The following is a 26,751-nucleotide window of genomic DNA, read 5'->3' on the forward strand; positions in this document are numbered from 1 at the left end:
CCACGATGAATTCGAGCGCCACTACGCCCCACGAGCGACGATTCGTTGCGAGAAATCGCAAGAAAACGCCGGGCATCGCCCGATATTCTGAAGTGGCACGCCCGCCGCAACCGCGACACTCATTCGAATCGGAGGTTCCCATGTCGATATCTGTTGAAAAAACACACGTAGCTAACGCTCTAGTCGGAGAGCCCGAGGTTCTTGAAGACGGCCTCGCGCAACACCCCTCCTGGCTCAGCCTCAAGGCAGCGGCGACCTCGCTGCAGGCGGTGCAGTCGCAGAACGGCTCCATTACCGACGTGGGCCGGCACGCGGATGCCGCGGCATCCGTTGCGCGCATCACCGCGGCCGTCACCGACCTCGCCCCGCACTTTGCGCACGACGCCGCGTACCTGGCCGCCCTGGTCGTGGACTTCGACCGCTGGACGTCAGACGGGTTCGGCGTACCCGACTTCTACGACTCCCTGCTGGCCTTCCAGCCGCAGCAACACCGCGTAAACGGGCTGCGCCACCTCGTGGTGTTCCCGATGTACACGCAAAACGGCAGCGCCAATCGCCTGGTCGAAGCCGTGCTGATCGAGGTCATCTGGCCGGAATTCATCGGTGAGCTCGAAGCCGGGTACACGAACAAACTGTTCGTACCGATTCGTTTTCTCGACTTCACCCCTGGCTACGACACCAACTCGGCCGTGTTGTTTCCCGAGACGGTCGCGATGCGCGAGATTCCCACGTTCACTTGGGGGGCGATCTTCGCCGACCGCGAAGCCGCCCGTTTTCGCCGGGTCGTACGCGCAGCCGCCGAGATCACCCGGCTCGAGCTGCCCGCCGATGCGGCCGTGCTGCTGGACGACCAGCACCTCACTGAAGAAACCTTCGTGATGTGGGACCTCATCCACGACCGCACGCACATGCGCGGCGACCTGCCCTTCGACCCGTTCATGATCAAGCAACGCATGCCGTTCTTTCTCTATTCGCTCGAGGAGTTGCGCTGCGACCTGACCGCTTTTCGTGAATCGGTCACGATCGAGCGCAGTGAGCTGGCGAGCCCCGAGGCACGTCGGCACGCGAAACTGGTGCAGTACGCGGTCATCTTCGACCGCATCTTTCGATTCGCGATCACCGGAAACCGGGTGCGTAACTATGACGGCCTCGGCGGTCAACTGTTGTTCGCCTGGATGCACCAGCACGGCGTGCTGCACTGGACCGACACCCGGCTCACCTTCGACTGGGAAGCCGTGCCCGACGTGGTCATCGCGCTCGGAGCGCAGATCGACGAGCTGTACTGGGCGTCGATCGACCGGCCGAAGAAGGCGCACTGGCTCGCGGCCTACGAGATGATCTCGAAGACCCTCACGCCGAATCCGGCCTCGACCTGGGCCCGCGGGCTGCCGCTCGAGGTGCTCGCCGGTTCTCCCAAGGGCTACACCGACCAGGTTCTTGACGACGAATTTCCGCTGTCGATGTTCTTCGAAGCGCTCGAGAAGAAGATGCGCACGGTCATCGAGTCCACGGCCGGCATCACCGGCAGCGTGGTCGACTGATGGGTGCCAGTTTGGCCGTCGCTGGCCGCACCGTGCTGATCGCCGGGGCGTCCAGCACGGCCGGTCTGGCCGTCGCCGCTTCACTAGCGGAGGCCGGCGCGCGAGTCGTCGCCGTCGGCTCCAATCTCAAACGCCTCCAGTCGGTGCTCGCCGTGGCACCGGAGGCGGCGCTCTACGAGTGCGACCTCTCAGACTTTGATGCGGTGACCGCGCTCGCCTCAGCGACCGGGCCAATCGATGGCTTGATTCATCTGGTGGGCGGCTGGCGCGGCGGCGGCGGCCTGGCCGGCCAGAGCGACGAAGACTGGGATTTTCTGCACTCGCACGTGGTCACCACGCTGCGAAACACCACCCGGGCGTATAACGCCGACCTGCTGGCCTCTTCGGCCGGGCGGCTCGCGATCGTGTCGAGCGTGTCGGTCGACCAGCCCTCGGTAAGCGGCGCGAATTATGCGGCGGCGAAGTCCGCAGCCGAAACGTGGGTGCGCGCGGTCGCATCGGGATTTGCACAGGCCGGCGACACCGCCGCGGCAGTGATTTTCGTCGTACGTTCCCTGGACGGCTTGGAAATAGAGCTGGCTACCGGCGTGACGCGTCTGTGGGATGAGGCGGCGGCATCCGTCAATGCCGGCCGGGTTGTGCTGGCTCGAAAGGCCCCCGAAACCTGACACATACTCGTCCGCTGGCACCGTCGCACCTTTCGGCTCCCCCCTCGTCGGCAGCCCCCGGCTCCCGACGGTCCGCGCTACCGTGAAGATACGCACGACGAAGGGGCGCGAATGCTCGACATCAGGGGAGTGACCAAGCGCTATGGCACAAGAGAGGTGCTCACCGACGTGAGTTTCACGGTCGGGGACGGCCGCATGACCGGCTTTGTCGGCGCGAACGGCGCCGGTAAGACCACCACTATGCGCATCATTCTCGGCGTGCTGTCACCGGACTCGGGCACCGTACTCATCGACGGAGTGCCGGTGACGGCGAGCGATCGCCGCCGGTTCGGGTACATGCCCGAGGAACGCGGCCTCTACCCGAAGATGAAGGTTGCCGAACAGTTGGTGTACCTGGCGCGCCTGCACGGGCTGGCACCAGCATTCGCCCGGCGCAATACCGACGATCTGCTGGAGCGCCTCGGCCTCACCGAACGCGCCAGTGACACCGTTGAATCACTCTCGCTGGGCAACCAGCAGCGCGCTCAGATCGCCGCTGCTCTCGTGCACGACCCCGAGTTTCTCGTGCTCGACGAACCGTTCTCCGGCCTCGACCCGCTCGCAGTGGAGGTGGTGATGAGCGTGCTCACCGGCTACGCCGCGCAGGGCGCGCCCGTGCTGTTCTCCTCGCACCAGCTCGATATCGTCGAGAGGCTCTGCGACGACCTCGTCATCATCGCCGACGGCGAGATTCGTGCGCACGGCTCACGCGAGGCGCTGCGGGAGCAGCACAGCAGCCCCCGTTTTGAGATTCGCACCGCGGGCGACACCGGCTGGATCCGCTCCCAACCCGGCGTCACCGTCATCGACTGCGACGGCGACTTCGCCGTCTTCGAAAGCGAAACGGATGCCGCCAGCCAAGCCGTTCTGCACCGTGCGATCGCGCTCGGCGCGGTACACGCCTTCAGCCAGCAGCGACCTTCGCTCGCCACCATCTTCAAGGAGGTCATCGCATGAGCAACGTGACACGTCCGCTGCACACCGCGCCCACCTTCGCCCAGAGCGTCTGGCTGGTTTCCAACCGCGAGATCACGGCACGCCTCCGCAGCAAATCCTTTCTCATCGCGACCGGCATTCTGCTGCTCATCTCCGTGGCATCGGTCATCGTCGGCAGTCTGGCCAGCCAGAATGAAAGCCTCACCAAGGTGGCCGTGGTCGGCACGGCCACCAGCGTCGTCGAACAAACCAACGCCTTCGATATCGTCGAATCCGACACTGTCACAGGCGCCGAAGCGCTCGTGCGCGACGGCACCGTCGACGCGGCCGTAGTGCCATCGGACAACGCCGATTCGCTGCTCGGCATCACGGTGATCGCCCTGGATTCGGCGCCGCTCGATGTTCTCGGCACGCTCAGCGTGGGCCCCGATGTGAAAATTCTCCAGCCGGCCTCGCAAAACGGTTTTCTCGCCTACCTCGTTGCCATCGGCTTTGGCATCATCTTTCTCATGTCGGCGACCACCTTTGGCGCCACCATCGCCCAGAGTGTGGTCGAAGAGAAACAAACCCGCATCGTCGAGATCCTCATGTCGACCATCTCGGTGCGGGCGCTGCTGGCCGGCAAAGTGCTCGGCAACAGCTTGATGGCGTTCGGACAGATCGTATCCATCGGCCTGTTGGTGTCGATCGGCCTGGCGGTGACCGGGCAACGGCTGCTCCTGGCCGACGTCGGCCCGGCCATCATCTGGTTCGCCGTGTTCTTCGCCTTCGGATTCGTGTTGCTCGCCGCGCTCTACGCGGCAACGGCGTCGATGGTGTCCCGGCAGGAAGACGTGGGCTCAGCGACTTCACCGGTGCTGTTCCTCGTCATGATCCCTTATTTCATGGTGGTCTTCTTCAACGACAACCCGCTCGTGCTGGCAATCATGTCGTATGTGCCGTTCTCGGCGCCGGTCGGGATGCCGGTGCGTATCTTCCTCGGCCAGGCCGAATGGTGGGAACCCGTGCTCTCTCTGGTCGTGCTGGCACTGTCGACAATGGTGGTGATTTTGATCGGGTCGCGCATCTACTCCAACGCGCTGCTGCGCATGGGCGCCCGCGTGTCGCTGCGCGACGCCCTGAAAGGCTAGCGGGAGGCAGAGGCGCACCGGCTCGCTAGTTTCGACTCCCGAGGAACTCCGCCAGTGCGGTGAGATCATCGGTGTTGATGTGGTCAACGCCGGCCGAGTGCAGCTGGGTCCAGATGGCCTCGCGGGCTGCGCCGGGCACGTCCAGGGTTCCCCAGAAGCGCACGCGGTAACCGTTGGCATGCGCCAGCTCCACATAGTCGCGCAGCTTGACCTTCTCGCTCTCCGGCATGGGACCCGCACCCTGCCAGGCGAAGAGCTTGTTCCAGTTCTCACTGACCAGCGGCATAAGGTCGGCCGGTAGCCCGGACGCCAGGTCGGTGGAACGCCCATCGTAGAAGGCGAACCGCGACTTCAGATTTTGCATGGTTTCCAGGGGCCGGTTGCCGCTGACGACGGCGATCACCGGTCCAGTTTGTGTCTTGCCGTTGCTGTACCGGGTCATCATGGAGCGGTGCCCCGCCAGCTCTTTCTCGATCGCGGCGTAGCTGCTCTCACCGTCGCTTTTGATATCGATCAGCAGTTGGAAGCTGCCATCCCATCCGGGGTAGACGCTGCGGCCGTGCCCGCGCAGGAGTTCGGACAGGGGATCAAGGTAGAGGCTTTCCAGGGTGACCCCCGGTTGAACATCCACGAGATCGTGGGCGACGAGAAGTTCACCGTCCACAAGCCAGACATCGGCTTCCACGCTGGTGAAGCCTTGTTCGAGGGCATCGAAGAGAGGGCGGTCATGCTCGTAGTCATTGTGAGCATGGGCGGCATCCTGCGGGACGCCGAGGGTGACCCGTGACGGCACCTCCGCCACGCGTGGGGAGGCACCGGTAACGGTTGTGACGGCGACGAGAGCGATGAGGGCCGAAGCGGCAACTCTGAAATACATGGGGTCTCTTTCCGAGCGGAGGAAGCTACGCGAAGGCGTATAGCTATATGGTTTATCCGCACTCTGTGTCCGCCCGGCAAACGAATGATGAACCGGCCATGACCATAGACGTTGCTCGTACGCGAGGCGTCGATGCGCAACGAATCGCGGGAAAATACCGCGAGCCTGAATCGCTCAGCCGAATGCGGCAGGATGGACGAGTGACCCAACTCCATGATCTGTCTTCCCGCGGTTTCGCCTCCGACAACTACTCCGGAATCCATCCGGAAATTCTGGAGGCGATTGTCCAGGCCAACGGCGCCCACCAGATCGCCTACGGCGAAGACGTCTACACGACCCGGCTGCAGGAGGTCTTCGCCCGACAGTTCGGCGAGGGCGTCGAAGCTTTTCCGGTGTTCAACGGCACCGGGGCCAACGTCACCGGCCTTCAGTCGATGCTGCCACGTTGGGGCGCCGTGATCTGTACAGCCACCGCGCACATCCACAACGACGAGGGCGGCGCTCCGGAACACGTCGGCGGGTTCAAACTGCTTCCGGTGATCACCTCAGACGGCAAGCTCACCCCTGAACTCATCGATCAGGAAGCCTGGGGCTGGGGCGATGAGCACCGCGCCCAGCCGCTCGTCGTGGCCATCACCCAGACTACCGAGCTCGGCACCGCGTATACGGTCGACGAGGTGCGCGCGATCGCCGATCACGCCCACTCCAAAGGCATGACGCTGCACATGGACGGTGCTCGCATCTCCAACGCGGCGGCGAGCCTCGGAGTGCCGCTGCGTGCCTTCACGCGCGATGCCGGGGTCGACGTACTCAGCTTCGGAGGCACCAAGAACGGCATGATGCTGGGTGAGTGCATCGTGGTGTTGAACCCGGCTGCATCCACTGGTTTGAAGTTTTTGCGCAAGTCGAACATGCAGCTCTCGAGCAAGATGCGTTTCATCTCGGCGCAGCTCATCGCGCTGCTCGACGGGGACCTGTGGTTACACAACGCCTCCCATTCCAATGCGATGGCCGCCCGTCTGCGCGACGCGCTCGAAAGCGCAATCACCCAAGGCACCATCACCGGGCTGGATTTCAGCCAGACCACGCAGGCCAACGCCATTTTCGCCACCCTGCCCGCCGGCGTCGCCGACCGGCTGCGCGAACATTTTCGCTTCTACGACTGGGACGCCACCAAAAACGAGGTGCGCTGGATGTGCGGCTTCGATACCACCGAAGACGACGTCGACATGTTCGTGGCCGCGATCACCCGGGAGTTGTCGTGACCTTCACGCACCGGCCGTGGCTCGCCTCGTACGCGCCCGGCGTTCCCGGCACAATCGCCGAGACCACCGAAACCCTCACCGACATGATGGAGACCTCGGCTGAACGGTTTGCGCCGGCGATCGCACTGGACTTCTTCGGCTCCAGCACCACCTACGCCGAGCTTGGAGAACAGATTTCCCGGGCCGCGAACGGCCTGCGCAAACTCGGCGTGAGCCCGGGCGACCGCGTTGCCCTCGTGCTGCCGAACTGTCCGCAGCACGTCGTCGCGTTTTATGCAGTACTGCGCCTCGGTGCCATCGTGGTCGAGCACAATCCGCTCTACACCGACCGGGAACTGCGCCATCAGTTCGAAGATCACGGCGCCCGCGTCGCAATCGTCTGGGACAAAGTCTACGAGTCGGCGCGCAGGTTCCCCAAAGACATGCGCGTAGCGGATATCGTCACCGTCGACCTCACGCGTGCGATGCCGTTCTCGAAACGGCTGGCCCTCAAACTACCGATCAAAAAAGCCCAGGACGCTCGTGCCTCTCTTACCGCCGGGCCCGGAAAGGGCGCAATCAGCTGGGAGTCGATCGTGGGTGCCCGCAAACTGCACCCGTCGCACCAGCGGCCCTTGCTCACGGATACGGCCGTGCTGCAGTACACGAGCGGCACGACCGGCACCCCGAAGGGCGCCATCCTGAGCCATTACAACCTGCGCGCCAACGCCGCGCAGGGTTCCGCTTGGGTAGCAGGCCTCCGCCCCGGTGGCGAGACCGTCTACGGCGTTCTTCCGATGTTCCACGCCTACGGCCTCACCCTCTGCCTCACCTTTGCGATGAGCATCGGCGCCCGTCTCGTACTGTTTCCCAAGTTCGACGAGAAGCTCGTGCTCGACGCGGCCAAGCACGCACCGCCCACCTTTTTGCCGGCGGTACCGCCGATCTACGACCGCTTAGTCACGGCCGCAGCGAAGAAAAAAGTGAGCCTTGCGGGCGTTCGCTTTGCTATTTCGGGCGCGATGAACCTGCCGGTGTCCATCGTGGAACGCTGGGAGGAGGCCACCGGCGGGCTATTGGTCGAAGGTTACGGCATGACCGAGGCGTCACCGATCGTCGCCGGCAACCCGATCGGCCCGAGCCGTCGCCCCGGAACGGTCGGTGTGCCGTTTCCGAGCACCGACATTCGTGTGGTCGACCCGGAAGACCCCACGATCGAGCGCGGCTTCGACGAGGAGGGCGAGCTGCTCGTAGCCGGCCCTCAGGTCTTCTCCGGCTATTGGGACCGCCCGAGCGAGAGCGCCGAGGTGCTGCTCCCCGGTGGCTGGCTGCGCACCGGCGACATCGTGCGAGTCTCGGCCGACGGCTTCATCACCATCGTCGACCGCCTGAAGGAACTCATCATCACGGGCGGTTTCAACGTGTCGCCGTCCGAGGTTGAAGAGACTCTGTTGTCGCACCCCGACATCGACGACGCGGCCGCGGTCGGGCTGCCGAGCCCGACCGGCGGCGAAGACGTCGTGGCGGTCGTGGTGCTGCGGCCCGGCGTCGACCTCGATGTGACTGCGGTGCGTGAGTACTGCCGCACCCGGCTGTCGTCCTACAAGGTACCGCGGCGCATCGTCGAGGTCGACGACCTGCCGCGCAGTCTGCTCGGCAAAGTGCTGCGCCGCGAGGTGCGTAACCGCCTGAAAGGCAAATAGGCTGCCCGGTCAACCGTGAAGCCTTAGATGGAATAGTACGCGCTCCGAATTAGATCGCTCCGGCGCAAGCAAAATGCCCGTTGGCCTAAGCCAAACGGGCATTTTTTTCGCTATCGCGGGCGGGTTATGGTCGCAGCAGCACCTTGATGGCTCGGCGTTCATCCATCGCGGCGTAGGCTTCGGCCACCTCGGACAAGGGAAGTTCCAGGTCGAAGACCCGACCGGGGTTGAGTTGGCCTGAAAGAACCTCGGGCAGTAGTTCCTCGATATAGCCGCGAACGGATGCCACGCCGCCGTTCACGCCCACGTTGCGTCCAAAGAGCGAGCGGATGGGCAGCTCGGCGCCGCCGTTGGGCACGCCGACGTAGCCGACCATCCCACCGGGCCGGGTTGACCGGATGGCCTGATCCATGGATTCCTTAGTGCCGACGCACTCCAGCACGCAATCGGCGCCGATTCCATCGAACAGTGCCTGCACCGCGGCAACACCCTCATCACCACGTTCTTCGATGATGTCCGTCGCACCGAATTCGCGGGCCACGGCCTGGCGATCAGCGTGACGGGACATGGCGACGATGCGGCTCGCGCCGAGTCGCTTGCTCGCGAGTATGGCGCAGAGCCCGACGGCTCCGTCACCGACGACGACAACGGTACTGCCGGCGGTGACGCCGGCAGACACGGCCGCGTGGTGTCCGGTGCCTAAAACGTCCGAGAGGGTCAACAGTCCCGGAATCAGAGCGTCATCCGGCACCTCGGCGGTTGCCACGAGCGTTCCATCGGCATGGGGAACGCGTACCCGCTCGCCCTGAGCGCCGTCGGCGAAGCCGCCCATGTCGTCTTTCTCACCCCACGGAACAAGGTGGAGGCAGGAAAAGCTCACGCCATTGCGGCAGTTGACGCAGGTGTTGTCGCAGTCGTAGAAGGGCGCAATGACGAAGTCCCCGACCTTGACGGTCGAAACGTCTGGGCCAATTTCCTCGACGATGCCCACAAACTCATGGCCAATACGGTGTGGCTCTTTGGTGGCGGTCACGCCGCGGTAGGGCCACAGGTCAGACCCACAGACGCAAGCCGCGACGACCCGAACGATGGCGTCGCCACCGGTCGAAAGTACAGGGTCAGGAACTTCTTCGAGGCGAATATCTCGTTCACCATAAATCACAGTTGCTTTCATTGATAAACCCTAACCCGCCCAACCCGGATCTACCCCCCCTTCGGGTCACATTGTCGCTGCGAGCGACGGAGCGGATGCCACGGTGAGCGCGTCACCGTCGGCCGCCAGCGCCACCAGCACCGTGTCGCCGTCACGAATGTCGCCGGCCAGCAGCGCCCTCGCCAGGCGGTCGTCGATCTCACGCTGCATGAGACGCCGCAACGGACGCGCACCGTAGATCGGGTCGTAACCACGCTCGGCCAGCCAGCGGCGGGCATCCGGTGTTACGGCGAGGTCCAGCCGGCGTTCGGCGAGGCGCTTCTGTAATCGGTCGACGTCGAGTTCGACGATTTCGCCGAGCTCATCGGTTGTCAGCGAGGAGAACACCACGATGTCGTCGAGCCGGTTGACGAACTCCGGCTTGAAAGCCTGGCGCACGAGGCCCTGCACTGCCGCCTCTTTCTGTTCCACCGACAGGGTCGGGTCGATCAGAAACTGCGAACCGAGGTTCGAGGTGAGCACGAGAATGGTGTTGCGAAAATCTACCGTGCGCCCCTGGCCGTCGGTGAGGCGGCCGTCGTCGAGCACCTGCAACAGTACGTCGAACACCTCGGGGTGCGCTTTCTCCACCTCATCGAACAGAATCACCGAGTACGGGCGACGCCGCACGGCCTCGGTGAGCTGGCCGCCCTGCTCGTAGCCGACATAGCCAGGAGGCGCTCCAACCAGGCGGGACACCGAGAACTTCTCGCCGTACTCACTCATGTCGATGCGCACCATGGATTTTTCATCGTCGAACAGAAACTCGGCGAGCGCTTTGGCCAGCTCGGTCTTGCCGACGCCGGTCGGGCCGAGGAAGAGAAAGGATCCGGTCGGCCGGTCGGGGTCGGAGATGCCGGCACGCGAACGCCGCACGGCGTCGGCGACCGCGCTCACGGCGCGCTTCTGTCCGATCAGGCGGTGGCCGAGCTCGTTTTCGAGGTTGAGCAGTTTGTCGGTTTCGCCCTGCAGTAGCCGGCCGACCGGAATGCCCGTCCACGCAGCGACCACTGCGGCGATATCCTCGCTCGCGACCTGGTCGTTCACCATGCGCGGGCCGACGGATTCTTCCTGTTCGGCGTCGGCGAGCGCGCGCTCCATCACCGGAATGTCACCGTAAAGCAGCCGGGACGCCTTCTCGAGGTCTCCCTCACGCTGCGCCCGGTCAGATTCAATGCGGGCGGCGTCCAGCCGCTCACGCAGCTCGCCGACCCGGTTCAGCGAGGCCCGCTCGTTGTCCCATCGCGCCTGCAACTCTTTGAGGGTGGCCTGGCGCTCCACCAGATCGCTACGCAGCTTCACCAGACGTGCCTTCGAGGCATCGTCCTTCTCCTTCTTGAGAGCGAGCTCTTCGAGCTTGAGCCGATCGACGCTGCGCCGCAGCTCGTCGATCTCCACCGGCGAGGAATCGATCTCCATGCGCAGCCGGCTCGCAGCCTCGTCGATGAGGTCGATGGCCTTGTCGGGCAGCTGGCGGGCGGTGATGTAGCGATTGGAGAGGGATGCCGCGGCCACGAGGGCAGAATCGGCGATGGTCACCTTGTGGTGGGCTTCATAGCGTTCCTTGAGCCCGCGGAGGATGGCCACTGTGTCCTCAACCGACGGTTCGTCGACGAGCACCGGCTGGAAGCGGCGCTCGAGCGCGGCATCCTTTTCAATGAATTCGCGGTACTCGTTGAGGGTCGTGGCACCGATCAGGCGAAGTTCCCCGCGGGCGAGCATGGGCTTGAGCATGTTGCTGGCCGCGACGGAGCCTTCGCCGCCGCCAGCACCCATCAGAGTGTGCAGTTCGTCGACGAAGGTGATGATCTGCCCGTCGGCGTCGTTGATCTGCTTGAGTACGGCCTTGAGCCGTTCCTCGAACTCACCGCGATACTTGGCGCCGGCTACGAGGGCAGCGAGGTCGAGGGAGACCAGTTGCTTGTCTTTGAGTGAGTCGGCAACGTCTCCGGCCACGATGCGCTGGGCCAGCCCCTCGACCACGGCCGTCTTGCCGACGCCGGGTTCTCCGATCAGCACGGGGTTGTTCTTGGTGCGCCGGGTGAGCACCTGGCTGATCCGGCGAATTTCGGCGTCACGCCCGATCACCGGGTCGAGCTTGCCACTGCGGGCGATGTCGGTGAGGTTCACCCCATACAATTCGAGGGCCGTCTTGGCGTCTTGCTGCGGTGGTCGCTGACCGGCTTGCATCGCTGTCTCCTCTAAAGTTGAGCCTTGCTGGCTCAAGTTTAGTACCCCGGCCATCTCCCCGGCGTCGAATATTCGAGGGCTGAACATCTCGTCTGCCCCATACGGCTGACACCCGTCATCCGCCGGTGTCGCGGCACTCGTCAGAGTTCGGGGCACCCCGGGTTAGGAGTGCCACCGCCACCGACGAGTGCCGCGAAAGCGGCGGATTCAGCGCGGGGCCGGGCAGCCTCCCGTGAGACAATAAAGGTTGGTCCCATTTTCTTACGGAGCTCCCCCACCTATGGCTCATTCCCTCAGCACTCACGAGATCGCCCGCATCGTTGGCAGCCAGTCGTTCTCGCGCGGTGAACGGTACGCCCGCAACGGGCACGTCACCGAGCAGTCCTGGGCCTCGTCGGGGACACACCTCACCGGTCGAGTGAGTGGCACCAGCCCACAGCCGTACACCGTACTCGTTTCGTTCACGCTCAATGCTGCCGGCCAGGCTGTGCGGGCCAGCGGAACCTGCACCTGCCCCATGGGCAGCAACTGCAAGCACGTCGCCGCCCTGCTCCTGGCCAGCCGCAGCACGCCCGCCGAACTGAACGCTGAGCGCGCCGCCTCGAACGTGCGCGCCATCGGCGACCGTCGCACGCCGGTGTTCGAATCAACCTTTGTGCCGGGCGCATACCAGCCGACCACCCCGGCACCGGTCATTCCCATTCGCCCGCCAGTGCCCGCGTGGCGCGCCGCCCTGGCGCCGATCGCCAAGCCGACTGCCGGCGCCACCGTCACAAGCACGGCCCTCGCACTGCAATTCGACCTGCTCGACCCGGCCTACAGCCCGAACAAACGCCCGGCCCCCCGCCGTCTCGGCGCACGCCCGATGGTCATGGGAAAGAAGGGCAAATGGATTCGAGGCTCCCTCACCTGGGACAACCTGTCCTGGACCGCCGGCACCTATAACCGCGCCCACCGCAAAATACTGAACGCCCTCTACGCCCTCTCGGCCACCGGCCAGCGCTATTACAGCTACACCGACCACTGGCTCTACCTCGACAACTTCGAGAACAAGGCCCTCTGGGACCTGCTGCACGAAGCACAGTTGAGCGGGCTGCCCATGGTCTGCGCTACGGATGCCCAGAATCCCGTTCTGCTCTCGCCCACGCCGGCCGCGCTCGAGTTGAACATTCGCCGCGACGACGAGGGCCTGCAACTGACCCCGTTGCTCATGCTGGGCGAACAGCTGCACCGCGGCGCCGAATTCGGATTCATTGGTGACCCGGCGCACGGCGCCTACACGTTCACGAGCCCCGCTGACCCGCTCGCAACCGGCAGGCAGCTCGTTCTCGCACCACTGAATGTACAGGTCAGCTCTGAGATCCGCGCGCTTGCTGTCACCGGGGGCTTTGACATTCCAGCCAACGACGAACCTTCATTCCTAGCTGATTACTACCCGTTTCTGCAGCAAAAATTGACCCTGACCAGTCACGACGCCTCATTCGAGCTGCCCAGAACGGCCCGACCCCAGCTGGCGCTGACGATCACCCACCAAACGGATGCCCGCATCACCGTCGCGTGGGAATGGCACTACGTCGCGCCCACCGAATCGGTCCCGGAGTCGATCAGCACGGACGCGGTCGAACCGGCCCCCGTGCTGTACCGCCACCCCCTGCGCCCGACGCCCGGCGACACCCACTTTCGCGACCTCACCCGCGAACACGACACGCTGCAAGCGGTCAGCCGAGAAATCGCCTCGTTCCCGGAGCTCTGGCAACCTGCCACACCGATCAGCCCGGCCCGACTCCTTGAGCAGTCAGAACTGCGCAGCGCCATCATGATCACGTTTCTCGGCGAGGCCGTGCCGAAACTCGAGGCCGCCGGCATCGCCGTGCAGGTCTCGGCCGACGCCCCGAGCTACCGTGAAGCCGACGCAGCGCCGGTGATCAGCCTCGCCACCACCGAAAGCACCGACACCCGAGACTGGTTCGATCTTGCCGTCACCGTGACGATCGAGGGCGAAGACATCCCCTTCGACGACTTGTTTCGGGCGCTGGCCACCGATCAAGACCTGATGATCCTCGACAGCGGCACGTACTTCAGTCTCGACCGGCCCGAACTGCAGCAGCTGCGGCGGCTGATCGAAGAAGCCCGCGGCCTGCAGGAGAGCAACGCAGGCACGCTTGGTCTCAGCCGTTTTCAGGCCGACCTGTGGGACGAACTTCAACTGCTCGGTGTCGTCGCCGAGCAGGCTGCGTCCTGGCGCAGCGCCGTCGAGGGTCTCGCCGCCCTGCACGGCTCGGCTGAGGCCGCACCCATCGCCGAACGCCCGCTCCCGCCGGCCGTGCACGCCACCCTGCGTGCCTACCAGCAGACCGGATTCGACTGGCTCAGCTTTCTCTACGACCACCAGCTTGGCGGCGTGCTCGCCGACGACATGGGACTCGGCAAGACGCTGCAGGCCATCGCCCTCATTGCCCACGCCCGCGACAGCCAACGCGCTGCTGAAGGCTCCACTCGCAAGCGCTTTCTCGTGGTCGCTCCCACAAGCGTCGTCTCCAACTGGGCCACCGAATGCGCTCGATTCGCGCCCGACCTGACGACAACAGCCATCACCCAGACCACCGGCAAACGCGGCTCCAGCCTGCTCGATGAAATGGGCCAAGCAGACGTCGTGATCACCTCATACACGCTGTTCCGACTCGATTTCGAGGAGTACAACGCTCACGACTGGGCCGGGCTGCTGCTCGACGAGGCCCAGTTCGTCAAGAACCACCAGAGCAAGGCGCACGTTTGCGCCCGCCGCCTGCGCACCCCGTTCAAGCTCGCCATCACCGGAACCCCGATGGAAAACAACCTGATGGAGCTGTGGTCGCTGCTCTCCATCACCGCGCCGGGCCTGTTTCCGAGCCCGAGCCGTTTTGCCGACTACTACCGCAAGCCCATTGAAACGGATGCCGACGCCGACCGGCTCGCGCAGCTGCGCCGCCGCATCCGACCCTTCATGCTGCGGCGCACGAAGGCCGAAGTCGCCAGCGACCTGCCCGAGAAGCAGGAACAGGTGCTCGAACTCGACCTGCACCCGAGGCACCGCAAGGTCTACGACATGCACCTTGCCCGCGAACGGCAGAAGGTGCTCGGCCTGATCGAGGACATGAACGCGAACCGGTTCGAGATTTTTCGCTCACTCACCATGCTGCGCCAGCTCAGTCTCGACGCCAGCCTGTACGACGCGAAGTACGACAGTATTCCCTCGACCAAGCTCGACGCCCTGCTGGAACTTCTGGAAGATACCGTCGCCGAGGGTCACCGAACCCTGATCTTCAGCCAGTTCACCCAGTACCTCGGCAAGGCACGGGACCGGCTCGACGCCGCCGGCATCAGCTATTCCTACCTCGACGGCAAGACCCGCAACCGGGCCAAGGCCATCAGCGACTTCAAAGAGGGCTCGAGCTCCGTCTTTCTGATCAGCCTCAAGGCCGGCGGATTCGGCCTCAACCTCACCGAGGCCGACTACGTCATTCTGCTCGACCCGTGGTGGAACCCGGCGACGGAAGCCCAGGCCGTCGACCGCGTACACCGCATCGGACAAACAAAGAACGTCATGGTCTATCGCCTGGTATCCAAGGACACCATCGAAGAAAAAGTCATGGCCCTCAAAGCCACCAAAGCGCGCCTGTTCGAAAGCGTCATGACCGACGGAGCGCCGCAGGGCACCGCCCTGACCGCGGCCGACATTCGCGAACTCCTGGCCTGAGGCGACACCAACAGTTCATTTAGCCCCCCTAGACTGCACGCGACGGCACCACGTCGCACACTGCAGAAACGGTCCTATGTCCACCATTTTTGATCGGGTCGACGCTCGCCTGGCTCGTACACTCACTCCGGCTCGCCGCCTCACGCTGCAACGCCCACGCACCCTCGCGCTCGGTTTTCTCGGTCTGCACGCGGTGTTCCTGTTCGCCCTGCTGCCCACCATCCTGACCGGCCAGGTACTCGGCGACCTTCCGCTGTACCGAACCTGGGCTGAACTCGGCCTGGAGCACGGCATCTGGCAGGGTATCGATACCGGGTGGGTGTACCCGATCGGCGCCATGCTGCCGATCGCGTTCGCGGGCATCGCCGGTCCGCTCCTGTACCAACTCCTGTGGTACCTGCTGACCACCGCGTTGAATGCCGTCGCGGTCGGAGCGCTCACCGACTGGGGACGTCGCCGCGGCGGCTTCAAATCGGCCTGGTACTGGCTGTTCGCGTCGTTTCTACTGAGCCCGGTCGGGCTACTGCGACTGGAAGGACTCACAGCACCGCTCGTCATTGTCGGACTCGTGCTGCTCGCGCGCCGGCCGGCCGTCGCGGCGGTTGTGCTGACCCTCGCCACCTGGATCAAGGTGTGGCCAGCGGCCGTGTTCCTCGCGGTGGTCACCGTATCGCCGCGCCGTCGCACGGTAGTGCTTATCGGTGCGGCCGTCTCGGCGGGGGTCTCGATATTCGTCTGGCTTGTGGGGGGCCTGCAACATCTCACCAGTTTCGTCACCGAACAATCTGACCGCGCCCTGCAACTCGAGGCGCCCATCACAACTGTGTGGGTGTGGCTGGCCACACTCGGTCACCACAGCACGTTCATCTACGAGAATTTTGCCATCGCCACCCGTGAGGTGAGCGGACCCGGTACCGACGTGGTCGCTTCCCTGATGACGCCGGTCATGTTCGGCGCCATCGCGGTGATTTTCGTGCTGATGCTCATTGCCCAGCATCGGCGAGCGGATGCCGGCCAACTGCTGCTTGTCGGAGCCCTTGCCCTGGTCAGCGCGTTCATCGTCTTCAACAAGGTCGGTTCACCGCAATACATGTTGTGGCTGGTGCCGGTGGTTGCGGTCGGTGTCGCCCGCAGCTGGGCTGAGTGGCGGGTGCCCGCCACTCTGACACTGGCTATCTCCGGCCTGACGACGCTCGTCTTTCCCATTTTCTACCTGCCGCTTATCGACGGCGATCTGTTCTCCCTGCTGCTGCTGACAGCGCGCAACGCGCTGCTCGTCGTGCTGCTGGCCTCGGCAATCACCGACCTGGCCCGTTTGGCTTGGGCTCTGCCGAAACGGGAAGCGCGAATTTTGACCCGCCGCGCACTCCCAGTCGGCCAAGGCAGAATAGACCAGTGACCACGACGACAACCTTCGCCCTCATCCGCCACGGCCAGACCGATTGGAACGCCGCCGCGCGCATCCAGGGCGCCACCGACATTCCGCTGAACGACGTGGGGCGCGGCCAGGCAGCGGCTGCCGTCTCCCCACTCTCCCGGTATGAGTGGGATTTCATTGTCTCGTCGCCGCTTTCTCGTGCGGCCGAAACCGCTGACCTGATCGGCGAAGAGCTGGGCCTCGACGCGGCCCGCCGCATTCCGGGTCTGATCGAGCGCGATTACGGACCAGCCGAAGGCCTAAGCGCCGGCGCCCAGCTCGACGCCCTGCGTTTTCCGGGCGGATTCCACGGTGCCGAGACCGAGGAAGCCGTCGCCGCGCGTGGCATCGACGCCCTGTGCGAGCTCGCTCGAAATCACCCCGGAGAGCGCATCATCGTAGTCGCGCACGGCACGCTCATTCGACTGAGCCTCGAGAACGCCTTGGACCAGTCCATCGGCAGCATCAACAATGCCTCGATCAACCTCGTGCACCACCACTACGACCACGCGGATGGCGTGGCCGAGTGGCAGCTCGAGGTACTCAACGGCGAGCTGCTCGTGCGCGCCTGACCACGGCGTAACGTCAGCGGCCGGTCGACACCGTCACCGTGAACTTCGTGTTGCGGCCAACCTGACGGGTCGAACCGACGATGCGGGTGAGCATCGGACGGTAACCGAGGTGAGTGTTCCACACGGTCCACAGTTCTCCGCCGGGTGCCAGTACCCGCGCCGCATCGATGAAGAGTTTCTCAGCGAGGCCCGCATGCACCGACGCTCCAATATGAAATGGCGGGTTGAGCAGAATCAGATCACCCGAGTTATCCGGCTGGCCAGACAGGCCATCGGCGCGCACGACGGTGACACGATCGGCGAGTGCGTTGGCGTCGACGGTTGCGCGAGCGGATGCGACGGCCACAGCCGACTGATCCGTCGCGAGCACCTGCAGCAGCGGGCGCTGGGCAGCCAAGGCCGCGGCGAGAACTCCGGTGCCGCAGCCGAGGTCGATGGCGCGCTCGGCGTCGGGCTTCATCCGGTCGAGCACCTCGAGCAGCGCCCGGGTGCCGATGTCGATGCTGGTTCCGGCGAACACGCCACCGTGGCCGCGCACGGTGAGGTCGAAGTCGTCGTGCTTTTCGCTGCGTGGCCAGTCGCTCGTCGACGAGGCCAACGGTGCGGAAGCGATGAGCACGCGGGACTTCTGGCGGGCCGGGCGCACATTGAGGGCCCCGAAGTGGCGGCGCAGCACCTCATTCATGCTCACGGTCATGTGCTTGATGCGGCCGCCGGCAAAGACGATCACGTCGGGAGCGGCGTACTTGGCGACGGCGGCGGCGATCTCGTCGAGCGCGTCGAGGCTCTTCGGCAGCTGTAACAGCACGACGTGGGCGTCTTTCAACAACTCTTCGCCGAGCGGCAGTGAGCGGTAGGCATCCGTCAGGTTGACGCCGGAGGCGTTGCTGTCGAGCGCATATTCGCCCGAGAGCGCGTCCTGGTAGACACGGATGCCGCGGGCGTTGTGCAGAGCAGCGGCACCGAGGGTCAGGGCGCCATAGCGATCCTCGAGCACGACGACGCCACCGGAACGATATGCCGCGAGTGCGCCGGCGGCCTCATCGAGAATGAGGCGGTCACTCGCGTCGACGGCGAACAGGTTCTCCGCCTCAATGTCGGGGCGACGACGCAGGCGGTCGAAATCGAACCCGTTCATGCTGTTATTCGACACGGCCTCGAACTCGTCCGACATGGCACTTTTCGACGTAGTGTTTGCGTTCCGCGGCGCGGACTGGTCATACGCGTCCGATTTGGACATGGATCCCCCTGAGAGTAGTGCTGGTGCAACCAGTTCGTGCTGTGGGGCAGAAACGTGAAGCTTGTTACAGATAACTAACTATGGTCTGGGCTGCCGCCAGATGACAACCTGGTTGCTGCGCCTGGTGCGGGTGCCCGCCTTCATTGAAATAACATCGCCAGCCGAGCCAGCCGCGAAAACGCGGCGGCCCGGTCGGTTCAGCAGTTCGTCGGCGAGCGTCGATTCCAACTCGCGCAGGCGGTTTTCAAGCCCGCGCACGTGATCCTCGAGTTCGAGGATACGACGGATGCCTTCCAAACTCACGCCTTCAGAGCCCAGTTCCGCAATTTCACGGAGCTTTGCCACGTCGAGCATGGAGTACCTTCGGCTCTTGCCGGGGGTGCGTTCTGGGCTGACGAGGCCCAGGCGATCGTATTGGCGCAGGGTTTGCGGGTGCATTCCCGCAAGCTCGGCCGCCGTCGAAATCACGAAAACCCGGGTGGTCTCGTCCATAATCAGCCCTTGGCCCGAGCAATCAGTTCATCGCGCGGGTTTTCCTTGGGCAGCGCTTCGGCGAACGCGGCGAGTTTCTCTTCGGCATCCTTCGACAGGTGTGAGGGCACAGCGACCTGCACGACGGCGAGCAGGTCCCCCGTGCCCTTGGCCGTTGTGACGCCGCGACCCTTGACCCGCAGCACCCGGCCACCAGGAGTACCGGGGGCAACGCGCAACTTGACGGGGCTGCCGCCGAGGGTGGGTACCTCGATCGTCGCGCCGAGGCTGGCCTCGACGAAAGTGACCGGTACGGTTACCCGCAGATTGAGTCCGTCGCGTTCGAAGACCGGGTGTTTGCGCACGGTGATCGTCAACACGATGTCGCCGGTTTCTCCACCGTCCGGACTCGGCTGCCCCTTGCCACGCAGGCGAATCTTCTGCCCATCGGCGACTCCGGCCGGAACCTTGACCTTGATCGGTCGACCGTCCTGGGTTTGCAGGCTGATCTGGTCGCCCTGGGTGGCTGTGATGAAGTCGATGGTCGTCGAGGCGATCACGTCACGCCCGCGCGTCGGTGCGCCCGAGCCGCGGTAGCCACCGGTGGGGTTGCCGAAGCCGCCCCCACCTTGGCCACCTCGTCCGAACATACCCCCGAGGATATCGTCGAAACCGCCCTGTTCGAAGGTGTAACTCTGTTGACGGCTTCCGCCGCCGAACATGCCGCCGAAAGCGTCCTCGAAGCCGCCACTCTGGGCCCGGCCGCCGGGCGCGGCGAACCGCGCCCCGCTCCCCATTGCCCGCACGGCGTCATATTCCTTGCGCTGGGCGGCATCATTCAGCACCGAGTGCGCCTCACTCAATTCCTTGAACTTCGCCTCAGCGGCGGGGTTCCCCGGGTTGGAGTCCGGGTGGTATTTTCGAGCGAGTTTTCGATACGCCTTCTTCAACTCGGCCGGCGTGACATCTTTCGACACCCCGAGAACCTTGTAGAAGTCTTTGTCGAACCAGTCCTGGCTAGCCATCGCTCGGTACCTGAACGACAACCTTGGCCGCACGCAACAGCGTGGAACCGAGGTAGTACCCCGTCTCCGCGACGTCGCCAACGGTTTCGGTGTCGACGACCGCACTGGGCTGCTGGAAGATCGCCTCGTGCATAGTCGGGTCGAAGGGGTCGCCGACCGCGCCGAACGAGGTGAGTCCAAGACGCTCAACGCTCGAACGCAGCTTGGCCGCGATCGTGGCGAAGGCCGAGTCGGGCACGAGGTCGCCGTGCTTCTCCGCCCGGTAGATATCGTCGAGTACCGGAATCAGTATCTTGACGATATCCCCGGTCACTCGCTCTTTCTCAATGGCACGGTTGGCTTCGGTACGCCGACGATAGTTGGCGTACTCCGCCGTCACACGCTTGAGGTCGGCGAGGTGTTCACTCGTCGGCTCGGCGACTTCGCGCTCTGCCGCGTCCAGGATGTCCTGAACGGTCAACTCGTCTTCTTCGATTCCGTCGGCCGAGGCCGCAGCCTCGCCATCAGCAACGGATGCCGAGTCAGGCACCGATTCTGCAGGGACGCCCGCGCCCGCCGCGGCGGCGCCGTCATCCGGCACCCCCGCCGCGTCGTTGTCAGGATTTTTCTTGTCAGCCATAGTTGCGGCCTACTTCTTTGTCTTGTCGTCTTCGTCGTCGTCAACAACCTCGGCGTCGACAACGTCTTCGTCTTTGTTCTCCTCGGCGGGAGTCTCGTCGGTACCGGCCTCGTCGGAGCCGGCTGCGGCATCCGCCTGGCTGGACTTGTAGATGGCTTCGCCGAGCTTGCCCTGGCTTTCATTGAGCTTGTCGAACGCGGTCTTCACCGCGTCGTCATCGTCGCCCGCAAGAGCAGACTTGAGGGCGTCGACATCAGCCTGCACCTCATTCTTCACGTCTTCGGGCAGCTTGTCGACGTTGTCCTTGATCAGCTTCTCGATCGAGTAGGCGAGCTGCTCGGCCGTGTTGCGGGTCTCGGCGACTTCGCGCAAGCGCTTGTCTTCGGCGGCGTGCTCTTCACCCTCGCGCACCATGCGCTCGATGTCTTCCTTCGCGAGCGAGGATCCGCCCGTGATGGTCATCGACTGCTCCGTTCCGGTACCCTTGTCCTTGGCGGACACGTGCACGATCCCGTTGGCGTCGATGTCGAAGGTAACCTCAACCTGCGGAATTCCGCGCGGCGCTGGGGCGATGCCGGTGAGCTCGAAGGTTCCGAGGTTCTTGTTGTCCCGGGTGAACTCACGCTCACCCTGGAACACCTGGATCGCAACGGACGGCTGGTTGTCGTCGGCCGTCGTGAAGGTTTCGCTGCGCTTGGTCGGGATGGCCGTGTTGCGCTCGATCAGGCGGGTCATGATGCCGCCCTTGGTCTCGATGCCCAGGCTCAGCGGGGTGACGTCGATGAGCAGAACGTCCTTGCGCTCGCCCTTCAGCACGCCAGCCTGGAGGGCAGCGCCAACGGCGACGACCTCGTCCGGGTTGACGCCCTTGTTCGGGTCCTTGCCGCCGGTCTCGCTCTTGACGAGCTCGTAGACGGCGGGCATACGCGTGGAGCCACCGACGAGAACGACGTGGGCGATGTCGCCGACCTTGACGCCGGCCTCACGGATGACGTCCTGGAAGGGCTTCTTGGTGCGGTCGAGCAGGTCTTCGGTCATCTTCTCGAACTGGGCGCGGGTGAGCGTCTCGTCGAGGTTGGCCGGGCCGTTTTCGGTCAGCGACAGGTAGGGCAACTGGATGCTCGTCGACATGCTCGACGAGAGTTCCTTCTTGGCCTGCTCGGCGGCTTCCTTCAGGCGCTGCTTGGCGATCTTGTCCTTGGACACGTCAACGCCGGTGGTCTCCTTGAAGCGCTTGATCAGGTGATCAACGATGCGCTGGTCCCAGTCGTCGCCACCGAGGCGGTTGTCACCGGCGGTCGAGCGCACCTGGATGGTGGAGAAGTCGTCGTCCTTGCCCACCTCGAGCAGGGATACGTCGAAGGTTCCGCCGCCGAGGTCGAAGACCAGGATGAGCTCGTCTTCCTTGCCCTTGTCGAGGCCGTAGGCCAGCGCGGCGGCGGTGGGCTCGTTGATGATGCGCAGCACGTTGAGTCCGGCGATCTCGCCGGCCTCCTTGGTGGCCTGACGCTCGGCGTCGTTGAAGTATGCGGGCACGGTCACGACGGCGTCGGTGACCTTCTCGCCCAGGTATTGCTCGGCGTCGCGCTTGAGCTTGGCGAGGATGCGCGCCGAAATCTCCTGCGGGGTGTACTTCTTGTCGTCGATGGCGACGTTCCAGCCGGTGCCCATGTGGCGCTTGACGCTGGAGATGGTGCGATCGACGTTGGTGACGTTCTGACGCTTGGCCGTTTCTCCGACGAGGACCTCGCCGTCCTTGGTGAACGCGACCACCGAGGGGGTAGTACGCAAGCCTTCAGCGTTGGCGATGACGGTGGGTTCTCCACCTTCGAGCACGGCCACCACAGAGTTGGTGGTTCCGAGGTCAATACCTACTGCACGAGCCATGTGGGTTGTTCTCCTTCGATCATGTGCGAAACGAACTACTAAGTAATCTCAAGACTTGAGCCTCGATGGCTCAAGTATTCCAGCGCTGTCGCGTCCCTGTCAATTTCTGTGGCTGAAAGTTGAGTGTGAGTGACTCAACTTTAGGAAAAGGACGCTCTAACGCAGCTCATCCAGATGTTTACCGCCGGGCAGTAGATTGTGGATATGACCGAGACTGTCACCGTCGACGCGGGTGCCCCTCCAATGCGTGGTCGGGTGGTGGCCTGGGCGTTCTGGGACTGGGGATCGGCAGCGTTCAACGCGGTCGTCACGACGTTCGTGTTCAGCGTCTACCTCACCGGCTCGTCGTTCGGCGATGAAAACGTCGTCTCCGCGCAGTTGGGTTGGGCACTCGCCATTGCCGGACTGCTGGTGGCGGTACTCGCCCCGATCACCGGGCAACGATCTGATACCTCGGGGAGGCGTAAATTCTGGCTGGGTGCCAATACCTTCGTGGTCGTCGGCCTCACCACGGCCATGTTCTTCGTCGAGGCCAGCCCCAGCTATCTGATGCTCGGACTCGTTCTGCTCGCTGCGGGCAACGTCTTCTTCGAATTCGCGGGCGTCAATTACAACGCGATGCTCAGCCAGGTGTCCACTCCCCGCAGCATCGGCAAGGTCAGCGGGTTCGGCTGGGGCATGGGCTACCTCGGTGGGATCGTGCTGCTACTCATCGTCTACTTCGGTTTCATCGCTCCCGAGGTGGGTTTATTCGGTGTGACCAGCGAGAACGGCCTGGCCGTGCGCGTCACCATGCTCGTTGCCGCTGCCTGGTTCGCGCTCTTTGCGCTGCCGGTGCTGCTGCGGGTGCCCGAATATCGGGTTCCCACGACCATCCGCCGCGAGAAGATCGGTTTCTTGCGAAGCTATGTCGTTCTCGCTCGCGACGTCAAGCGCCTCTGGAACACCAGCCGCCCTATCGTCTACTTTCTGTTGGCGAGTGCCGTTTTTCGTGACGGCCTGGCCGGCGTCTTCACTTTTGGGGGGGTGCTCGCGGCATCCGTTTTCGGATTCTCGCCGGGCGAGGTGATCCTCTTCGCCATCGCCGCCAATGTGGTCGCCGGCATCGCCACCATGGCGGTGGGGGTGCTCGATGATCGAATCGGTGCGAAACCGGTGATCGTGACCGCACTCGTTGGCCTCTTGGTGAGCGGGATGCTCGTATTTCTTCTGCACGACGGCGGCCAGATCGTTTTTTGGACCGCTGGCCTCGCCCTCTGCCTGTTCGTCGGCCCGGCCCAATCGGCCAGCCGCACCTTTCTGGCACGTCTCATTCCCATCGGCCGCGAGGGCGAGGTCTTCGGGCTCTACGCGACGACCGGTCGCGCCGTCAGCTTTTTGGCCCCGACTTCCTTCGCGGTCTTCGTGTCGATCTTCGGCGCCACCCACTGGGGCATCCTGGGCATAATGCTGGTGCTGCTCCTCGGCCTGCTCCTGCTGATCCCCGTCACGGCACGGCAGCAACAGATCCGCTGACCCCGCACGGTCCATTAGTCGGCGCGCGATGCCCTGGCCTGCCGCGACGCGGCTCAGAAACCGTGAAACGACTTGCTACAATGGCGCCGATGAGCCACAGATTCTACGCTCATCAGGGAATTCTCGTGGAGCGATCAATTCTTCGTCTTGCACTATTCCTCTCTCTCAAACAGACTGTGAAAGAAGACATATGCTTCGCATTGGCATACTCGGCGCGTCAGGAATAGCCCCGGCAGCGGTGATTCGCCCGGCCGCGCGCCGCACCGACGTCAGAATTGTCGCCGTGGCCTCACGTCGCCCGTTCGCCGCGGCCGATTATGCCGTCACGCACAACATCGAGCGGTCCTACGACGACTACCACGCGTTACTGGTAGACCCCAACATCGATCTGATCTACAACTCGCTGCCGCCGTCCGAACACGCCGCGTGGTCGATCGCGGCGCTCGAGGCCGGCAAAGACGTTCTGTGCGAAAAGCCGTTCGCCATGAACGCCGCGCAGGCCAAGCGCATGCTCGAGTCGGCGCAGGCTACCGGCCACCGCTTGATCGAGGCATTCCACGACCGCTACCACCCCTTGAGCCTTGAGATCGATGCCGTGGTGTCCTCGGGTCGGCTCGGTGACATCGTGTCGCTTCGCGCAGATTTCTCGGTCTGCAACCCGTTCGACCCCCGCGGCATCCGTCACGTGCCGTCCCTGGGCGGTGGGGCACTGATGGACCTCGGTTGCTATCCCCTGCACTGGGTGCGCAGCCTAATGAATGAGGAACCCGCCGTACTGAGCGCGACAGCATCGACGAATCTGCTCGGTGCCGACACGAGTGTCCAGTCAGAACTGCGCTTCCCGTCCGGCACGACCGCCCACGTTTCGGCGAGCATGGAAGCCGGACCGAACGAGACGTCGACACTCGACATCTACGGCACCCGAGGCAACGTACACGTGGATAATCTCGTCTTCCCGTCAGCGGGCCACAGCATCATCGAAACGGTCGACGGAATAACTCAGGTCAGTACCGTGGCTGGTCGCACCACATACGACCACCAGTTGGAAGCGATCGTCGTGGCTCTGGCCAACTACACACCGCTGCCCACGGAGGGCACTGACTCGATCAACAACATGGTCGCCATTGATGCTATTTACGCAGCCGTCGGCATTGACCGAAGCTTCATCTAGCCGTTTCCCGGCGCAGCGGGCGTCCGATTCAAGCTTCGACACAAGATTTTGGCATAGGTAGAATTCGTTCATGGCCGTGACCGATGAAGCGATTCTCAAGATCAAGGACATGATCTTGAGCGGTGAGATCAAACCCCGCGACAAACTCCCCCCGGAGAAGGAGCTGAGCGAGCGGCTGGGACTCTCACGCAGTTCACTACGGGAGGCGGTTAAGGCGCTCGAAGTCATCCGCGTGCTCGACGTGCGGCGCGGAGACGGGACCTATGTCACGAGCCTGGAACCACGCCTGCTGCTCGAGGCGATGACGTTCATCACGGACCTCCACACCGATTCGTCCGTGCTAGAACTTTTCGCGGTCCGACGCATCCTGGAACCGGCCGCAGCGGCACTGGCCGCGATGCGCATAACCGCAGACGAACTGGCTACGCTGCGCGCCCTGCTCGAGCTGGCGAACGAGTCGACCGACGTCGAGGGCTTGGTAACGGCGGACGTCAGCTTTCACGGGGCCATAGCCGCGGCCTCCGGCAATGCCTACCTTGCCAGCCTGATCGACGCCCTGTCGAGCCACACGATGCGGGCCCGGATCTGGCGTGGACTCACCCAGGAACACTCCGTCGAACGCACGCTCGCGGAACACAAGGCGATTGCCGACGCCCTGGAAGGCCACGATGCACAGCTCGCGCAGGCCCTGACCATCGTGCATATCTCCGGTATCGAACAGTGGCTGCGAGACGCAATGGTCACGGACTGACCGAACCTGAGCCCCGCACTGCTCCGCGGAAAACGGCCGCCTCGAACTCCGCACTCGAACTGTCGATCACGGTGTGCTGCATCACGGCCAGAACCACCGCCGGTGCCGCCGTAAAGTAGCGCACCCCCACCTCAGCGAGCGCCACGATGGCGCCCGGGGTGCGCAGGCTCGCGGCGATAACGTCAGTGTCGGTTCCCGCCACCATGACCGTCATAGCGGCGATCTCGGCGATTCCGTTCAGGCCACTGTCCTGCATCCGACCAAGATGCGGGGCGATGTAGCGCACCCCCAGGCTCGCCGCCATGAGTGCTTGTGCTGGCGAGTAGACCGCTGTCAGCAGAACCGTCGCCCCGTCCCGGCTGAGGTTGGCGGCCGCAGCGAACCCGGTGCGAGTTGCCGGAACTTTGACGACCACTTTCGGTCCGAGTGCCAGAATCCCCTCAGCAAGGCGCAGCAGCGCCTGAGTGTTTTCTCCCCAGGCCTGGAAGAAGACTTCCTGAGCGCCCTCGGAGACCCAACGCGCGTAGAGTTCCGATGAATTCGCGGCGGAACGGTGCGCCCGTTCGAGAATCGTCGGGTTCGTTGTCACTCCGTGCACGAGCCCGTCACGAAGTATCTCGCTGACTTCGTCCACCTGTGCGCTGTCAACATAGCGACGACGTTCTCGGCGCATGTGGGGCTCTCCTGTGATCCGCCGGTTGCTCCGGCACTCGACCCTGGCAACCGAACCAAATGATCCTGTCGCTCCCTGTCCGGTAATGTAATCACACGTCACTATGGCGCACGAAGCAGAAAGGGCAGCAATGAGCCAGACAGAGTCGTCTGCA

21 protein-coding genes are annotated in these 26,751 nt (G+C 64.1%); 12 read left to right on the forward strand and 9 right to left on the reverse strand.

Translation table 11 applies throughout. The features are described from left to right. Positions 1–140: 140 nt before the first annotated feature. From E3T38_RS07905 to E3T38_RS07920, 4 genes are all read left to right on the forward strand, one after another. Positions 141–1,541 carry a DUF6421 family protein gene (locus tag E3T38_RS07905; RefSeq protein ID WP_134547727.1) on the forward strand — a complete coding sequence of 467 codons (1,401 nt, stop codon included), beginning with the start codon at positions 141–143 and terminating at the stop codon, positions 1,539–1,541. Continuing rightward, positions 1,541–2,209 (forward strand): SDR family oxidoreductase, encoded by a 669-nt coding sequence (locus tag E3T38_RS07910; protein WP_241984365.1) that lies wholly within the window; start codon positions 1,541–1,543, stop codon positions 2,207–2,209. Before E3T38_RS07905 ends, E3T38_RS07910 begins: the two co-directional genes overlap by 1 nt. A gap of 111 nt (positions 2,210–2,320) precedes the next feature. Continuing rightward, a complete protein-coding gene (locus E3T38_RS07915) occupies positions 2,321–3,205 on the forward strand; it encodes an ABC transporter ATP-binding protein (protein WP_134547729.1) in 885 nt (294 codons plus the stop codon). After that, positions 3,202–4,314, forward strand: a complete 1,113-nt coding sequence (locus tag E3T38_RS07920) for an ABC transporter permease (protein WP_134547731.1) — start codon at positions 3,202–3,204, stop codon at positions 4,312–4,314. Before E3T38_RS07915 ends, E3T38_RS07920 begins: the two co-directional genes overlap by 4 nt. Before the next feature lie 25 nt (positions 4,315–4,339). Here E3T38_RS07920 and E3T38_RS07925 read toward each other — a convergent pair whose 3' ends face one another. Beyond that, positions 4,340–5,191 carry a phosphatidylinositol-specific phospholipase C/glycerophosphodiester phosphodiesterase family protein gene (locus E3T38_RS07925; protein ID WP_134547733.1) on the reverse strand — a complete coding sequence of 284 codons (852 nt, stop codon included), beginning with the start codon at positions 5,189–5,191 and terminating at the stop codon, positions 4,340–4,342. Positions 5,192–5,391: 200 nt separating this feature from the next. On the opposite strand from E3T38_RS07925, the gene E3T38_RS07930 reads away from it, so the two are divergent. Next, positions 5,392–6,456: a low specificity L-threonine aldolase gene (locus tag E3T38_RS07930; protein ID WP_174775220.1), complete on the forward strand. Its 1,065-nt coding sequence runs from the start codon at positions 5,392–5,394 to the stop codon at positions 6,454–6,456. Beyond that, entirely contained in the window at positions 6,453–8,138 is a 1,686-nt protein-coding gene (locus tag E3T38_RS07935; RefSeq protein WP_134547735.1) for a long-chain-fatty-acid--CoA ligase, read from the forward strand. Before E3T38_RS07930 ends, E3T38_RS07935 begins: the two co-directional genes overlap by 4 nt. A 124-nt stretch (positions 8,139–8,262) precedes the next feature. Here the strand turns inward: E3T38_RS07935 and E3T38_RS07940 are convergent, their stop codons facing one another. Continuing rightward, on the reverse strand, positions 8,263–9,312 hold the full coding sequence (locus E3T38_RS07940) for a zinc-dependent alcohol dehydrogenase family protein (RefSeq protein WP_134547737.1): 1,050 nt from the start codon (positions 9,310–9,312) through the stop codon (positions 8,263–8,265). Between the two features lie 45 nt (positions 9,313–9,357). Continuing rightward, entirely contained in the window at positions 9,358–11,520 is a 2,163-nt protein-coding gene (locus E3T38_RS07945; protein ID WP_134547739.1) for an ATP-dependent Clp protease ATP-binding subunit, read from the reverse strand. Positions 11,521–11,800: 280 nt separating this feature from the next. Here E3T38_RS07945 and E3T38_RS07950 point away from each other — a divergent pair, with 280 nt between their 5' ends. The 3 genes from E3T38_RS07950 (at position 11,801) to E3T38_RS07960 (ending at position 17,245) form a co-directional block, all read left to right on the forward strand. Beyond that, complete coding sequence (locus E3T38_RS07950; RefSeq protein WP_134547741.1) at positions 11,801–15,256, forward strand: DEAD/DEAH box helicase; 3,456 nt, start codon at positions 11,801–11,803, stop codon at positions 15,254–15,256. A gap of 76 nt (positions 15,257–15,332) precedes the next feature. Beyond that, entirely contained in the window at positions 15,333–16,655 is a 1,323-nt protein-coding gene (locus E3T38_RS07955) for a glycosyltransferase 87 family protein (protein ID WP_134547743.1), read from the forward strand. Next, positions 16,652–17,245 carry a histidine phosphatase family protein gene (locus E3T38_RS07960; protein ID WP_134547745.1) on the forward strand — a complete coding sequence of 198 codons (594 nt, stop codon included), beginning with the start codon at positions 16,652–16,654 and terminating at the stop codon, positions 17,243–17,245. The genes E3T38_RS07955 and E3T38_RS07960 overlap by 4 nt, the downstream gene beginning before the upstream one ends. A 13-nt stretch (positions 17,246–17,258) precedes the next feature. Here E3T38_RS07960 and E3T38_RS07965 read toward each other — a convergent pair whose 3' ends face one another. The 5 genes from E3T38_RS07965 to dnaK form a co-directional block, all read right to left on the reverse strand. Beyond that, the gene (locus E3T38_RS07965; protein WP_241984366.1) at positions 17,259–18,419 is read right to left on the reverse strand and encodes a class I SAM-dependent methyltransferase; all 1,161 of its coding nucleotides are present in this window, start codon (positions 18,417–18,419) and stop codon (positions 17,259–17,261) included. Positions 18,420–18,563: 144 nt separating this feature from the next. Continuing rightward, positions 18,564–18,977 carry a heat shock protein transcriptional repressor HspR gene (locus E3T38_RS07970; RefSeq protein WP_104128702.1) on the reverse strand — a complete coding sequence of 138 codons (414 nt, stop codon included), beginning with the start codon at positions 18,975–18,977 and terminating at the stop codon, positions 18,564–18,566. Between the two features lie 2 nt (positions 18,978–18,979). After that, positions 18,980–19,981, reverse strand: a complete 1,002-nt coding sequence (locus tag E3T38_RS07975; RefSeq protein WP_104197332.1) for a DnaJ C-terminal domain-containing protein — start codon at positions 19,979–19,981, stop codon at positions 18,980–18,982. Continuing rightward, positions 19,974–20,600: a nucleotide exchange factor GrpE gene (locus E3T38_RS07980; protein ID WP_134547747.1), complete on the reverse strand. Its 627-nt coding sequence runs from the start codon at positions 20,598–20,600 to the stop codon at positions 19,974–19,976. Before E3T38_RS07980 ends, E3T38_RS07975 begins: the two co-directional genes overlap by 8 nt. Before the next feature lie 9 nt (positions 20,601–20,609). Next, positions 20,610–22,487 carry a molecular chaperone DnaK gene (gene dnaK, locus E3T38_RS07985; RefSeq protein WP_104197330.1) on the reverse strand — a complete coding sequence of 626 codons (1,878 nt, stop codon included), beginning with the start codon at positions 22,485–22,487 and terminating at the stop codon, positions 20,610–20,612. Between the two features lie 204 nt (positions 22,488–22,691). Between dnaK and E3T38_RS07990 the strand changes: the two genes are divergently transcribed. The 3 genes from E3T38_RS07990 (at position 22,692) to E3T38_RS08000 (ending at position 25,924) form a co-directional block, all read left to right on the forward strand. After that, entirely contained in the window at positions 22,692–24,002 is a 1,311-nt protein-coding gene (locus E3T38_RS07990; RefSeq protein WP_134547749.1) for an MFS transporter, read from the forward strand. 190 nt (positions 24,003–24,192) lie between these two features. Further along, positions 24,193–25,173 (forward strand): Gfo/Idh/MocA family protein, encoded by a 981-nt coding sequence (locus tag E3T38_RS07995; protein WP_134547750.1) that lies wholly within the window; start codon positions 24,193–24,195, stop codon positions 25,171–25,173. Between the two features lie 70 nt (positions 25,174–25,243). Then, positions 25,244–25,924, forward strand: coding sequence for a FadR/GntR family transcriptional regulator (locus E3T38_RS08000; RefSeq protein ID WP_134547752.1), 681 nt, complete (start codon positions 25,244–25,246; stop codon positions 25,922–25,924). On the opposite strand, the gene E3T38_RS08005 is transcribed toward E3T38_RS08000, so the two are convergent. Beyond that, positions 25,914–26,597, reverse strand: coding sequence for a transaldolase family protein (locus tag E3T38_RS08005; RefSeq protein ID WP_134547754.1), 684 nt, complete (start codon positions 26,595–26,597; stop codon positions 25,914–25,916). The genes E3T38_RS08000 and E3T38_RS08005 overlap by 11 nt on opposite strands. Positions 26,598–26,751: the final 154 nt, after the last annotated feature.

Origin of the sequence: Cryobacterium sp. Hb1 (genome assembly GCF_004403585.1) — a bacterium.
GTDB lineage: Bacteria > Actinomycetota > Actinomycetes > Actinomycetales > Microbacteriaceae > Cryobacterium > Cryobacterium lyxosi.